This window comes from Acinetobacter sp. ABJ_C5_2 (assembly GCF_044538485.1).
Lineage (GTDB): Bacteria > Pseudomonadota > Gammaproteobacteria > Pseudomonadales > Moraxellaceae > Acinetobacter > Acinetobacter nosocomialis_A.
The window spans coordinates 179,839-193,812 of record NZ_JBIUCS010000003.1; the positions used below are offsets into that span (position 1 = coordinate 179,839).

Genomic DNA, 13,974 nt, shown 5'->3' on the forward strand with positions numbered 1-13,974 from the left:
TTTTTCCTATTGTGCAGGGTAAGCAGCATCTACCGTATGATGTTGTGCATCAATCGCAGAACGCACTTCAACCACATCATCAAACCAGTGACGCACACCATTAATTTCTTGATAATTTTCATGTCCTTTACCGGCAATCACCACAATGTCACCAGCTTGAGCTTGCTGTGCAACAAATTTAATGGCTTCACGTCGGTCATGAATTTCATGCATACGGTGCCCTGAAAAATCGATTCCTTGCTTCATGTCAGCAAAAATCTGTTCAGGGTCTTCTGTTCTTGGGTTATCTGAAGTCAAAATAACCGGATTTGCGCCATCTAAAGCGGCTTGAGTCATAAGTGGACGCTTACCACGATCACGATCACCACCACATCCAAATACTGCCCAAAGCTCATTAGAAACATGACGCTTTAATGTTTTAAGCACTTGAATCAATGCATCTGGCGTATGAGCATAATCGACTACAAATAGTCGCTCATCATCACGAATGACTTGCATTCTGCCTGGGGCACCAACTAGTTTAGGAACAAAATTAACTAATACTTGTAAATCGAAACCGGCTTGCTCAGCAGCAATAAGTGCTGCAATTAGGTTTTCAACATTGAAATGACCTAATAACGGACTTTCTACCGCAAATGAACCTTGCTGACTTACCAAATTAAAGGTTGCACCTGCCAAGCTATAACTTAAATCGGTAATGTAATAATCGGCTGTATTTTGAGTAAGCGAATAAGTCAAAATTTTAGGTTGTGCAGGATTATTCTGTACAGACTTAATCATTAAATCTGCATGAGCATCATCTAGATTAATCACAGCAACTTTTAACGAATTAAACTGGAACAAACGAGCCTTTGCTTCTGCATAAGCTTCTAGGGTGCCATGATAGTCGAGGTGGTCACGACTTAAATTACTATAGACAGCAATTTCAATATCACAACCATTTAGTCGGCCTTGCTCAAGACCATGTGAACTCGCTTCTAAAGAAGCAAAAGTTGCCCCCTGCTTAGCATAAGCATGTAATTCATTTTGTAATTGTAGAGCATCAAGAGTGGTATGCGTAGAAGGTGTCAAGTCCGGTAAAATACCATTACCAGTCGTCCCCATCACTGCACAGCGCTGCTGTTGTGAACTAATTAACTCAGCAATTAAGCGAGAAATAGTCGTTTTACCATTCGTTCCTGTTACAGCAATAATCCGTAATGGTTTAACTGTATCAGTCTGTTGTAAATAACGTTTTTGCCACTCACCCATGCGCTGGCGCACATCAGGACATACCCACTCATTTGCCACACCTAATTCGGTTTCACTAATAACAGCGAGCGCTCCATTTGCTAAAGCTGCTTCAGCAAATGTACGTGTTTTTTCAGGTTGGCTATAACTGGTCAAAGCAATAAAAATTTGGCCTGTTTCGATTTTACGACTATCTAAACCAAAGCCATGAAATGGCTGGTGAGGCCATTGAGCATCAATCTCGATTGGATTAATTTCTTGAAAAGAAACAGTCATAGCTTACCTGCGAGTAGGATTCTGTGGAGTATTAAGTGGCTTATCAAGCGGCACGTTCATTAAACGTAGCGACTCTTGCATAATACGAGCAAAAACTGGGGCAGCAACCAAACCACCGTAATAACGACCTTGTGGATTTTCCACAACCACAATAACAGCTAGACGCGGATCACTGATTGGTGCAACGCCGGCAAATAAAGCACGATATTCACTATTTGAGTAACCCTTACCATCAGCACGCAATTTATGAGCGGTACCTGTTTTACCACCTACTCGATAGCCTGGAATATTGGCTTGCGTCGCTGTACCACCCGGCATAGTCACTTGCTCAAGCATTAACAAGACTTGATCAGCAATTTTCGGATTAAGAACCTGCTCACCCTTAGGTGCCTGATCTAATTTATGCAAGCTTAATGGCATTTTTACGCCATGATTTGCAAGCATGGCATAGCCTTGAGCCAATTGAAGGATAGTTGCGTTTAGACCATAACCATAAGCCATAGTACCAATTTGAGAAGAGTTTAATTTACTTACAGGAAGTACTAAACCAGAACTTTCCCCTGGGAACTTCACAGCAGAACGCTTACCAAAACCAACACGATTAAAGAAGGTCGGCAATGTCTCTTTTGGAAGTGATAATGCAATTTTTGCAGAACCCACGTTTGAAGACTTAATAATGACGCCTGTTACGGTCAAAGTCCCGTAGTTATGGGTATCACGAATGGTATGCCAACCTAAACGCATTGAACCAGGTGAGGTATTTACAATGGTATTTGGTGTGTATTGACCCGTTTCTAAAGCAGCAGAAATTGTGAATGGCTTCATGGTTGAACCTGGCTCGAACATATCGATCGCACCACGGTTACGCATAGCATCTTTATTAGACAAGCCATTCTTATCATTCGGGTTATAAGATGGCCAACTGGTCATAGCCAAAATTTCACCCGTTTTAACATCAACCGCAATAGCCGTTGCTGAACGTGCATTATTCGCGACACCAGCAGCCGTCAATTCACGGTACATAATGTACTGTAAGCGAGAGTCGATACTTAAAGTGATATTCTCACCCGGCTCACCCTCACGGATTACTTCAGAAACTTTTAAACGGTTACCGCGCTTATCACGAATAATTTTTTGTTCGCCATCTACACCGGAAAGTTGTTTATTCAACTGCATTTCCAAGCCTTCAACCCCCTGACCCTCACTGTTGGTCAAGCCAATAATTTGAGCATTTGGCTGTGGTTGCGGATAATAACGTTTATAAGTTTTTTCTGCGTAAACCCCTTGGAAGTTACCTTTCATAATGAGGTCGGCTTGTTGCGGTGGTACTTCTTTCTTCAAAACCAAATAGCGAGAACGCGGACGTGCATTCATCTGTTTTTTAAGATCAGCACGGTCAACACCGACCACATCGGCAAGCTCATCTAGGTTTAAATTTTTATCTGGTAACTGGCGTTTTAATTTACGATTCTTCGGATCTTGTTTTAGTTCAGCTGTAATTTGATCGTATAAATGTTTGGTTTCAAAATAATCACGTGGGTCCATCACAATTTTCATGATTGGACTACTAATCGCTAAAGGTACACCGTGACGATCACTAATCACACCACGCATGGCTTCTACACGTTCAGTACGCAAAATATTGGCATTGGCCTTATTTTGTAAAAAGTCCTTATTAATAATTTGAACGTAAAATGCACGTGCAATTAATACCACAAAACACAGTAGCACCACTGCCCAGAGCAGATAAAACCGCCACATATCAAAGGCAAGACTTGGTTTTTCCGAAATAGACTGCTGTTTTTTTCGTGTTTGCTTTGTTCGCTTATCTACCATACAGCAAGGCCTTACTTATTTTGCTCTGAGGTCATCGGTAAAGAAATTACCACCGTTTCTGCAGCCGGTGGCGAAAACATTCGTAATTGTGTCACGGCACGCGTACCAATTTGAGCAGTCGCACCAAATGTTTGTTGCTCAATCAATAAACGTCCCCATTCAGCATTGAGGTCGTCACGTTCACGCATATAAGAGCTTAACTCTCTATAATCATGACGGTATTCAAATACCTGTAATACCACCATCATGGCACTGATGAAAACCAATGCCACCATGACTGTATATATCACAACTTTTTTGACCACTTTATTTTCTGTGGTTTCGATTTCATCACTGCTTTTCATTACGCGCCTTTTTGTTCCAAGCGTTCAGCAACCCGAAGCCATGCACTACGTGAACGTGGGTTCGCTTTTACTTCTTCTTCACTCGCACGAACCCGTGAAATTTTCTTTAATCTTCTCGTATCAACCTGCTGTTGAGGCATGCCCCAACCAGAGTCCTCTGCAAGCGTTGATTCTTTTTGAATAAACTGTTTGATCAACCGGTCTTCAAGCGAATGGAAGCTGATCACAGACAAACGTCCTTTTGGTTTAAGCAAGTCTACAGCTTGCGGCAAAAACACTTCAATATCATCTAGTTCTTTGTTAATAGCAATACGAATTGCCTGAAAAGTACGTGTCGCCGGATGCTTATGTTTTTCCCATTTTGGATGGGCTGTTTTTACAAGTTCAGCCAATTGTGCTGTCGTATCTAATTTTCCAGCTTGTTTAATTGCTTTAGCAATACGTCGACTATATCGTTCTTCACCATATTGATAAATGATATTCGCCAATTGCTCCTCTTCAATTTCAAGCAACCATTCAGCAGCCGTCAATCCTTTAGAGTTATCCATACGCATGTCCAAAGGACCATCTTGCATAAAACTAAAGCCGCGTTCAGCTTGATCTAATTGAGGAGAAGACACACCTAAGTCTGCCATAATTCCATCGACACTTTGCACCCCAATTTCCTGCATTTTTTCTTTAATTTCAGCAAAACTTGCATGAATAATGGTAAATCTTGGGTCTTCTTGTGCTAAAGCAGCCGCAACTTCCAGAGCTTGAGGGTCTTTATCAAAGGCATATACTCGAGCATTTTCATCGAGTTTAGACAATAATAAGCGCGTATGCCCGCCTCGTCCAAAGGTTGCATCGATATACACCCCAGTTGTGCGATCTGCCAATAAGCTTTCAACGGTCTCAAAAAGTAAGACAGAAATATGCGACATAGGAGTTAAATCATAGCGTAAAAATGTAACTGCACATTATCACCTTGTTTATGATGAACACCAAACGGCTTTTTGTAGGAAAATATTAATTTTTCATAGAGAAAACCGTTTTCTTTGCATTTTTTAAGCAAAATAAAAAAGCAAGCTCACCTTTTCAGGTTCACTTGCTTCAATATTAAAAGTTTAAGTAATTTTTAAACGGCTACTCTAGCTATATTTATCTCTACTATTTCCCTTCATAAATCTGATCGAAGATGGCTCCATTGGCAAAGTGAGTTTGCTGAGCTTTGGCCCACCCACCAAAAACATCGTTAATCGTAAATAATTTAATTTTTGGAAATTGTGCTGCATATTTTGCAGCGACCTGAGGATTACGTGGACGGAAATAATGTTTAGCGGCCAACTCTTGTCCTAAAGGTGAATATAAGAAGTTGAGATAGCCTTTAGCTAAAGTACGGTTACCATCCTTGTCGACTGTTTTATCTACAATCGCAACAGAAGGCTCTGCCAAAATTGAAATGGATGGATAAACAATTTCATATTTATCTTTATCAAGCCCTTTGGTTGCCAATAATGCTTCATTCTCCCAAGAGAGTAGAACGTCTCCAATTCCACGCTCAGCAAATGTAGTCAGCGAACCACGTGCCCCAGAATCTAGCACTTTGACATTGTGATAAAGTTTTTTAACCAGCTCTTTTGCTTTGGCATCATTTCCACCCGGCTGTTTTAAAGCATATCCCCATGCAGAAAGATAAATCCAACGCGGCGCTCCACCCGTTTTTGGATTAGGCGTAATAATTTCAACACCAGGTTTAGTTAAATCATTCCAATCACGAATATTTTTTGGATTACCTTTCCTCACCAAAAATACAACCGTAGAGGTATAAGGTGCCGAGTTATTAGGAAACTCTTTTTGCCAGTTCGGCTGGATATATCCTGCTTTAACAATTTCATCGATATCATTCGCTAAAGCCAAGGTCACCACATCTGCTTGAAGGCCTGTCGCTACAGCTCGAGCCTGTTTCCCAGAACCACCATGGGATTGTTTAAAATCAACGTCCTGACCTGTACGTTGCTTCCAGAATTTTCCAAAAGCCTGATTATATTCTTGGTAAAATTCGCGAGTTGGATCATAAGAAACATTTAAAAATGTAGTCGCAGCCTGTACTGCACTTACGGCTAACCCCATATATGTAGCGACCGCAATTATTGCTATTTTTTTCATTTATAAAAACCAATTTCATTTTTAAACTATACTATATTTTTATGTTTTTATTTTTCCATCAAATGCTTATAACAATTCAAGGTTTGCTAATCACTTTAAACGATATACTTTTTGCTTAGTTTTTATTCATATTTTAGAAAAGTTTTGTAATTATTCTTATAGTTTATTTATAGTCTTCACTTTATCTACACATTAATTTGTTAAATAATGAGACGTAATGGATACAGATAGGCTACATTTAAAAGATACCAACGTAAAATAAAGGTATTTTTTGTAAAAAGTGTGACATAGTTCTACTTTTTTATTAAAATTTATGTTTGAATCGTAGCGTTACCGTAATTTTACATTTAGTTAAACTCAAAAAATAGACGAAATGTACGTACTGAGGGGATGAGTAAAAAATGAAAACTAAGTATGGAAAAGCTTTGAGTTTGGGTTTGGTGCTCAGTTTTGCATCACAATTATCTGTTGCCGCAGCACTCAAAGATACACCGAGCAAAGGCGTTTCGGACCGTCAGTCTTCGCTTATTGAAAAAGCGCTAGACCAACAAAAACGCAATACTATAGCCTTACCATCTACAGATGATGAGCTAAAAGTACTTAACACTATTCGTGTGACACCTACTCAAAATTTTCTTGCTGCACAGCATGAACGTTTTTCACGTTTTGTTCAGGCAATCTTCCAGCCACATACTTCTTAATATTTGAAACGGCCCCTCATCGTTTCAAATTAAGCCCAGTCTGCCGTTAAATAAAAACGTCAGAATACTGGGCTTTTTCGTTATAATAGTTTCAATTTTTATTTTGACCCATTATCTATGAAAGTTCGTACTCGTATTGCACCTTCTCCTACTGGTTTCCCTCATGTTGGTACTGCCTACATTGCCTTATTCAACATGTGTTTTGCGAAACAACATGGCGGGGAATTTATTTTAAGAATTGAAGATACAGACCAACTTCGCTCTACACCAGAATCTGAAAAAATGATTTTAGATTCTTTACGTTGGTTGGGTTTAAACTGGTCTGAAGGTCCAGATGTGGGTGGTCCTCACGCGCCTTATCGCCAATCAGAGCGCATGGGAATTTATAAGCAATACGCGTTAGAACTTGTTGAAAAAGGTCATGCTTTTTACTGTTTCGCGACAGCAGAAGAACTAGATCAAATGCGTGCTGAACAGCAAGCACGTGGTGAAACACCAAAATATGATGGCCGTGGCTTAAAGCTTTCTCAAGAAGAAGTCACTCGCCGTCTTGAAGCGGGTGAACCTCATGTCATTCGTATGAAAGTACCAGAAGAAGGTGTATGTAAATTTAATGACTTACTCCGTGGGGAAGTAGAAATTCCTTGGGCACAAGTCGACATGCAAGTCCTTCTTAAAACAGATGGTTTACCAACTTACCATTTAGCAAACGTAGTTGATGACCATTTAATGGAAATCACGCATGTATTACGTGGTGAAGAATGGCTACCATCTGCACCGAAGCATCAGTTGCTTTACCAATACTTTGGTTGGGAAATGCCAACGCTTTGCCATATGCCATTGTTACGCAACCCAGATAAATCAAAATTATCTAAACGTAAAAACCCAACATCAATTAACTACTACCGCGATATCGGTGTTCTACCAGAAGCCTTACTCAACTATTTAGGCCGTATGGGCTGGTCAATGCCAGATGAGCGTGAAGTATTTACTCTTCAAGATATGATGGATCACTTTGATATCCAACGTGTATCTTTGGGTGGTCCGATTTTTGATGTCGAAAAACTCAATTGGTTAAATGGTCAATGGATCAAAGGCTTAACACCAGGCCAACTATTAGACCGTTTATTGACATGGAAAAGTGATCGCAGCACTTTAGAAGACATTGCTGCCGCTATTCAACCACGTATTAATTTACTTTCTGAAGCCGTGAATTGGGCTGGTTTTTACTTTAACCATATGCCGCAAATTACAGCCGAAATGTTTGAAAGTAAAAAATTGACCCAAGAACAAGTTCGTCAAAGCTTACAATTTGCAATTTGGCGCCTTGAAGGTCAATTTACTTGGAATAATGACACGGTTAGCCAAACCTTAATGGACTTGGCAAATCAGATGGGTATTAAATTACGTGACTTTATGCCAGCGTTCTTTATTGCAATTGCCGGCTCAACCAGCTCAACACCAGTGATGCAATCAATGGTTACGCTTGGCCCTGATTTAACCTTTGCTCGTTTACGACATGCATTAGAAATTGTAGGTGCACCGAGCAAAAAAGAAGTAAAAATCTGGGAAAAGCTCAATGAAAGCTTAAAATTGCCGAAAAATGAAGCAACTAGCGAAGCTTAATTCATTTTTTTATTGACGTGTGGGCGCATTCACCCTAATATTGCGCTCACACAAACTGGGGCCATAGCTCAGTTGGTAGAGCGCTACAATGGCATTGTAGAGGTCAGCGGTTCGATCCCGCTTGGCTCCACCAAGATCCTTTGTGTTTGCCTCATCAAGTCCCTATCGTCTAGAGGCCTAGGACATCGCCCTTTCACGGCGGTAACCGGGGTTCGAATCCCCGTAGGGACGCCATTTTCTTTTTGAAAAATTCATTTTAAAGACTCTTTCGTCACCTTCCTGTCTATTCTTTGACACCTTCTTGATTGCACATTTGTCTATTTTATCTAAAATAGCGTCTTTCTCAAATTCTCTCAATGTGTAATATGCAGCCATCTGACAATCAACTAGATGCTCAGCATCAGAACAGTACTGCACCTTTAAAAAGAGCCATGAGTACTCGCCACCTTGTGATGTTATCGCTAGGGGGAGCAATCGGTACTGGTTTATTTTTGGGTTCAGGGGAAGTCATTTCACAAACTGGACCTATTGGCGCAATTATTGCCTACATTCTTGGGGGTGCGATTGCTTACATGGTGATGCTCTGCTTAGGCGAGCTGGCTGTCCACATGCCTGTTTCTGGCTCTTTTGGTGCATATGCGCAAAAGTACATTAGCCCAAGTACAGGTTACATGATTTCATGGATGTACTGGCTAACTTGGACAGCAACCTTAGGAACCGAGTTTACCGCTGCTGCTCTACTTATGCAGGAATGGTTTCCACAAATTTCAATGTGGATCTGGACACTTATTTTTGCAGTGACTATTTTTGGACTAAATATTAGTTCAACTCGAGTATTCGCCGAGTCAGAGTTCTGGCTAGCACTGGTTAAGGTCGTTACCGTTATTGCCTTTATTGTGCTTGGGTTATTAGCCATTTTTGGTTTAATTCCTTTTCATGGCGCTCAAACTGCTCCTCTGTTTAGTAATTTAACTGCTCAAGGCTGGTTCCCACACGGTTTCCTTCCTATCTTTACTACCATGCTGATTGTGAATTTTGCGTTCTCTGGGACAGAACTAATTGGTGTGGCTGCTGGTGAAACTAAAGATCCTGCACAAAACGTCCCTAAAGCGATTAATGCTGCAATCTGGCGCCTTCTTATTTTCTTTGTCGGCACCATTATTGTGATCAGTGCATTACTCCCTTTCCAGCTTGCAGGCTTAAGCAGTGAAAGTGTAAGTAGCAGTCCTTTTGTTACTGTATTTAATTACATCGGGATTCCATATGCTGATGACATCATTCGTTTTGTAATTATTACGGCACTGCTCTCAGCTGCAAATTCAGGTTTGTATGCAGCTTCACGTATGATGTGGTCTTTATCAGAGCAAAAACTCCTTCCAAGTGTATTTGCCACACTTTCAAAAAGTGGAACACCTATTGTGGCTCTGGTTGTTACCATGTTTGGCGCAATCCCAGGTTTGTTATCGGAACAGTTTGCACCTGAAACCATCTTTAAAAACTTACTCGGTGTTGCAGCTTTTACCATGGTTATTGTCTGGATGAGTATTTGTTTAAGTCAGTTCAATTTCCGTAGGCACTGGTACCGAGCTGGTCATACAGTTAAAGATTTAAAATATGCGGCACCACTATTCCCTATCGTTCCAATTTTAGGTTTTCTTTTCTGCTTTATTACCTGTTTAAGTATGGCAGCTGACCCTCAAATGCGAGCTGGTTTTGTAGGTTGCTTAATTTTTACTGCTTTATGCTATGTAAGTTACTTTATTTTTTATCGCGACAAAGCTTAAGTGCTTGTAATTAAAAAGTGTAGCAAAAAGCTACACTTTTTTTTGCCTAGATACTGGCTTTATAGAATCTACCGTTGTAGATTAAAATTTATATTAAAAACAATTCTTTGCCTACAATGAAAATTATATTTATCCATGGGATGAATCAGCAGAATTACACCGCACATCGTTTAAAGGAGCATTGGCTAAAAGTATTTAAACTGGGTTTAAAACAATTACATTGTAGAGTTAATTTAAGAGATCTACATATACATATGCCATTTTATGGCGATTTAATGACGAAATATCAATTATCCAATCAATTAGACCTAAACACCTTACTTCCAAAATCTTTTAACTTTCACTTACCTATCCATTTAAACCAGCAAGCCTCTACACCTAAGGAGCATACTCCTTTTGTACCCCATCTCCCCCTTTCTCCTGATCAACCTGTAGAAAGCTTATCAGAACGTTTATATCTGACTTCACAGTTAGTAAAAGATCGTGTTCTTAAAGAAATGGTGGTTCTTTTAAATAATTTTCCCAAACTACATGAGAGTTTAATTCAACAATTCTTGATTGAAACTTACATGTACTTATCTAATCCTGATTTTATGTACGAAGTTCACCAAAGAATTTTAAAACAAATGCATGATGATGAAGAGTGCATTGTAGTCGCACACTCTTTGGGCTCTGTGATCGCATTTCACTTGTTATCAGATCCGGCTTATCATTTTTCAGTACAACGCTTTGTTACCTTGGCTTCACCACTTTCTTTTCGGGTGATCCAAAGTAAACTTCCCATTCCGATTGAACGACCAAAATGCCTCAATGGTGATTGGTATAATTTCTACTCAAAAGATGATTTTTTAACTGCTTTCCCGTTAAGTGAAGCACCTTTTGATTTTACCCCGCCCATCATTAATCAAGAAATTTTTACTTTTGCTAACCAGCCCCATGAAATTGTGGGTTACTTACAACATCACGAAGTTATCAAAGCCATTATCGAACCTTTTCAATAAAATTAGCCATAAATGACTATATTTTCTACAATTTGAGTTATTTTTAAGCGCTTGACTGCTTTTTTTAATATTTCTTCAGAAAACTATTTGACACTTTTATTAAATCGACCTAATATACGCCCACCTCTGAAACGTCCCTATCGTCTAGAGGCCTAGGACATCGCCCTTTCACGGCGGTAACCGGGGTTCGAATCCCCGTAGGGACGCCACTAAATTCGAGGAAAAGCAAAGATTAATTATCTTTGCCGAGAATTTAGGCAAGCAGTTTACTGCGCGCAGGTAACTAGCCTCATATAAGTCCCTATCGTCTAGAGGCCTAGGACATCGCCCTTTCACGGCGGTAACCGGGGTTCGAATCCCCGTAGGGACGCCAAATTCTAAAAAGCCACTGCATAATGACAGTGGCTTTTTTCTTATCTAGACAATAAAAAAAGCTGATCATCAATCAGCTTCTCATGAATATAATTTAATTCGCAATTCCAACTTGAACTTCAAGACGACCTGATTGAACACGCAGGCCTTTTATTTCAAATTGATCTACCAGTTGCTGCACAAGCTCACGGCTTTCTCTCAAAATATTGAGCCCCGGTAAAATACTAAAATCTGTCAAGCTTAAAAGTTTTTCTACCATCCATGAACGGTTGTTAATGAAGTCAATAAATCCTGCCTGTTCAAGATCAATAAACCACATACGATGACCATCACGCTGAATGCCTGGAATATCACGAATCAAATGATTAATCAGCGATGGTATAGGCAACATATTAATGACTTCAAAACCGACTCGCCCAATTCGACGGACTGCCCAATTCGACAATGTTCCACCATGACGAATTTGCACATCTAGGCTCTCATCCATTTGGCGTAAGCGTAAGAATTTTTCTTGCCCAATTCGACATTCCAACACACGGAAATCTAAACTCAGCCGATACAGGAAACGGTGATAGTGTCCATCGATTTCAACCTGAAACCGATCATTGCCACATTGAACTTTAATATCATCAATTTCTGACCGATCTATTCGCTTACGAATTTGGCTGTTCAACAGCATTTCAGGCAAATATAAATTCAGCGTACTCTTACCTAGAAAAGTACGGGCCATAATTAACGCAACCTGACGCGCAGTTTCACTGGTTTCAGACACCATATCTCTAACAGTTCCTGCTGCCAGATTGGTCATGCCAACGACTCCACGCTTTGTATGAGTTGTTACATGGTCTAAAGCATCTAAGGCTGCATCTGCAACTTCTGCAAGATTACGTGTCGTATCACTAGCAAATCCGACGGCATCATGAGCATGTTGCAAGGTCTTATGCAGCAAACGGCGTGAGAATGACAGTTTTATAGGGTCAGGGTTCCCTGAAACTGTTGATGTCGTTATAGGCTTCGACTTATTGTCATCTTCTTGACCCAAGTCCCTCTCCTTTTTATATTTCTTTCGCATCCTATTAATCAGCTTTTCAGCTCATTTCCAGTGTTGAACACACTTGGTTTTTATCTAGATTAGCATGCTCTACAGTATTATTTTAACTTTTATGTGTACGCATAAATCATCATTTTTTTATATATGCTTGTTTCAAAAAAGTATTTTATATCTAATCATCACCTCACTTTTCTAAAGCCCTACAAATTTTTTCCTTTCTCTGCATTTCCGTTAGAATAGATTCAAATTTAATGTGGAGCTGTCATGCAATATCGTTGCCCTCAATGTCAAAGTGTTAAAATTATGCCTGTAAGCCAAGGCGTTAACAGTGCCAAGCCTGTTGTGCCTAAGAGCTTAGTGATTTTAGTTCCTGCCATTTTTGTACTATTACTCTTGGTTGTGATTAGTATTTTTATGTGGATTTTTGGCAATGGTGCAGGCACTTCTCTACAAATTGCAACGGTCGTTGTTTTTGTTGTGACTCTAGGGGCGGGTTTTATGTTCTGGCGTGATTTGCCAGACTTTAAATTGTCTATGCAAGCATTTATGCAGTCACAAAAACACTGGAAATGTCGTGACTGCAATCACGAATGGGAAATTTAAAAAGTATTCACATCAGCTTAGTGCTGATGTGAATGTTCTTTGTCAGTCTCATCATGTTCATGTGAAGCATGTTGAGCAATATGCTGGCAATTGATCTCGGCATCATCTTCAATTTGCAATGTCACTTCGCCGATACCATGCTCATGGGAAAGCATTTCAACAGCATCTTGATAAAGCTTGGTGCGATCAGCGTCAGGTGCAAATAAGTGCACGGTTAAATGGATGTTTTTAGACGTAATCGCCCATACCTTGAGTTGGTGAATACTTTCAACACCATTTAAAGACAGTAAATCAGCACGTAACTTTTCAATATCGACTTCTTCGGGTACACCTTCGAGCAAAATATTGATACTTTGTTTAAGTAAAACCCATGTTCTTGGTAATACCCAAAAACCAATCAGTACCGCAATAATCGTATCCACCCAGTACCAGTTGGTGAAGTAAATCACAACTGCACCAATAATAACGCCAACCGAGCCTAGCGCATCACTCAATACCTCTAAATAAGCACCTTTTACATTTAAGCTGTTATTGGCACTCGACATGAGGATTTTCATTGAGATGAGGTTAATCACCAAACCAATGGTTGCCACAATGAGCATGCCCACACTTTGAATTTCAGGTGGCTGAGAGAAGCGGATATAGGCTTCGTATAAAATATAAATTGCCACCACGAAAAGCATGAGTGCATTAAATAATGCAGCCAAAATTTCAAAGCGCTGATAACCAAAAGTACGTTTATTATCGGCTGGACGCTTTGCGATCTGAATTGCAACCAAAGCAATTGCCAAAGCAGCAGCATCAGTAAACATATGTGCAGCGTCGGAGAGTAATGCCAAACTTTGCGTGATTAAACCAGCAACAACCTCAACAATTAAAAATGTTGAGGTGAGTGCTAAAGCAATCATTAATTTCTTAGCATTACCTTCAGTCACTACAGCATGACTATGATCATGACCATGTTGTCCACCCATTTTGCGGACTCCTTATTATTTATCTTTA

Annotated in this window: 12 protein-coding genes and 4 tRNA genes; 9 read left to right on the forward strand and 7 right to left on the reverse strand. The window is 39.9% G+C overall.

Going from position 1 to position 13,974, the window contains the following annotated elements:
* Positions 1 to 6: 6 nt before the first annotated feature.
* The 5 genes from ACH8JV_RS05940 to ACH8JV_RS05960 all read right to left on the reverse strand — a co-directional run bounded on the left by ACH8JV_RS05940 (position 7) and on the right by ACH8JV_RS05960 (position 5,834).
* Positions 7 to 1,506, reverse strand: a complete 1,500-nt coding sequence (locus tag ACH8JV_RS05940; RefSeq protein WP_396520159.1) for a UDP-N-acetylmuramoyl-L-alanyl-D-glutamate--2,6-diaminopimelate ligase — start codon at positions 1,504 to 1,506, stop codon at positions 7 to 9.
* Positions 1,507 to 1,509: 3 nt separating this feature from the next.
* Positions 1,510 to 3,342 (reverse strand): penicillin-binding protein PBP3, encoded by a 1,833-nt coding sequence (gene ftsI, locus ACH8JV_RS05945; protein WP_263614742.1) that lies wholly within the window; start codon positions 3,340 to 3,342, stop codon positions 1,510 to 1,512.
* Positions 3,343 to 3,353: 11 nt separating this feature from the next.
* Positions 3,354 to 3,686, reverse strand: coding sequence for a cell division protein FtsL (locus ACH8JV_RS05950; protein ID WP_002051754.1), 333 nt, complete (start codon positions 3,684 to 3,686; stop codon positions 3,354 to 3,356).
* A complete protein-coding gene (gene rsmH, locus ACH8JV_RS05955) occupies positions 3,686 to 4,609 on the reverse strand; it encodes a 16S rRNA (cytosine(1402)-N(4))-methyltransferase RsmH (RefSeq protein WP_032027507.1) in 924 nt (307 codons plus the stop codon). The genes ACH8JV_RS05950 and rsmH overlap by 1 nt, the downstream gene beginning before the upstream one ends.
* A gap of 226 nt (positions 4,610 to 4,835) precedes the next feature.
* Positions 4,836 to 5,834: a sulfate ABC transporter substrate-binding protein gene (locus ACH8JV_RS05960; protein ID WP_396520162.1), complete on the reverse strand. Its 999-nt coding sequence runs from the start codon at positions 5,832 to 5,834 to the stop codon at positions 4,836 to 4,838.
* 401 nt (positions 5,835 to 6,235) lie between these two features.
* On the opposite strand from ACH8JV_RS05960, the gene ACH8JV_RS05965 reads away from it, so the two are divergent.
* The 8 genes from ACH8JV_RS05965 (at position 6,236) to ACH8JV_RS06000 (ending at position 11,319) form a co-directional block, all read left to right on the forward strand.
* A complete protein-coding gene (locus tag ACH8JV_RS05965; protein ID WP_311086534.1) occupies positions 6,236 to 6,535 on the forward strand; it encodes a DUF4179 domain-containing protein in 300 nt (99 codons plus the stop codon).
* Between the two features lie 117 nt (positions 6,536 to 6,652).
* Entirely contained in the window at positions 6,653 to 8,161 is a 1,509-nt protein-coding gene (gltX, locus tag ACH8JV_RS05970; protein WP_311086535.1) for a glutamate--tRNA ligase, read from the forward strand.
* A gap of 57 nt (positions 8,162 to 8,218) precedes the next feature.
* A tRNA-Ala gene (locus tag ACH8JV_RS05975) sits at positions 8,219 to 8,294 on the forward strand.
* 25 nt (positions 8,295 to 8,319) lie between these two features.
* Positions 8,320 to 8,395: transfer RNA gene (locus tag ACH8JV_RS05980), tRNA-Glu, on the forward strand.
* A gap of 131 nt (positions 8,396 to 8,526) precedes the next feature.
* Positions 8,527 to 9,945 (forward strand): amino acid permease, encoded by a 1,419-nt coding sequence (locus tag ACH8JV_RS05985; protein WP_311069812.1) that lies wholly within the window; start codon positions 8,527 to 8,529, stop codon positions 9,943 to 9,945.
* A 116-nt stretch (positions 9,946 to 10,061) separates the two neighbouring features.
* Entirely contained in the window at positions 10,062 to 10,946 is an 885-nt protein-coding gene (locus tag ACH8JV_RS05990; RefSeq protein ID WP_311069813.1) for a hypothetical protein, read from the forward strand.
* 133 nt (positions 10,947 to 11,079) lie between these two features.
* A tRNA-Glu gene (locus tag ACH8JV_RS05995) sits at positions 11,080 to 11,155 on the forward strand.
* An 88-nt stretch (positions 11,156 to 11,243) separates the two neighbouring features.
* Positions 11,244 to 11,319 (forward strand) — tRNA-Glu (locus ACH8JV_RS06000).
* A gap of 93 nt (positions 11,320 to 11,412) precedes the next feature.
* Here ACH8JV_RS06000 and ACH8JV_RS06005 read toward each other — a convergent pair.
* Positions 11,413 to 12,360, reverse strand: a complete 948-nt coding sequence (locus tag ACH8JV_RS06005; protein ID WP_319915099.1) for a hypothetical protein — start codon at positions 12,358 to 12,360, stop codon at positions 11,413 to 11,415.
* A 273-nt stretch (positions 12,361 to 12,633) separates the two neighbouring features.
* On the opposite strand from ACH8JV_RS06005, the gene ACH8JV_RS06010 reads away from it, so the two are divergent.
* Positions 12,634 to 12,972 (forward strand): membrane protein, encoded by a 339-nt coding sequence (locus ACH8JV_RS06010; RefSeq protein WP_002051673.1) that lies wholly within the window; start codon positions 12,634 to 12,636, stop codon positions 12,970 to 12,972.
* 17 nt (positions 12,973 to 12,989) lie between these two features.
* Here ACH8JV_RS06010 and ACH8JV_RS06015 read toward each other — a convergent pair whose 3' ends face one another.
* Entirely contained in the window at positions 12,990 to 13,946 is a 957-nt protein-coding gene (locus ACH8JV_RS06015) for a cation diffusion facilitator family transporter (RefSeq protein ID WP_396520164.1), read from the reverse strand.
* Between the last annotated feature and the right edge of the window lie 28 nt (positions 13,947 to 13,974).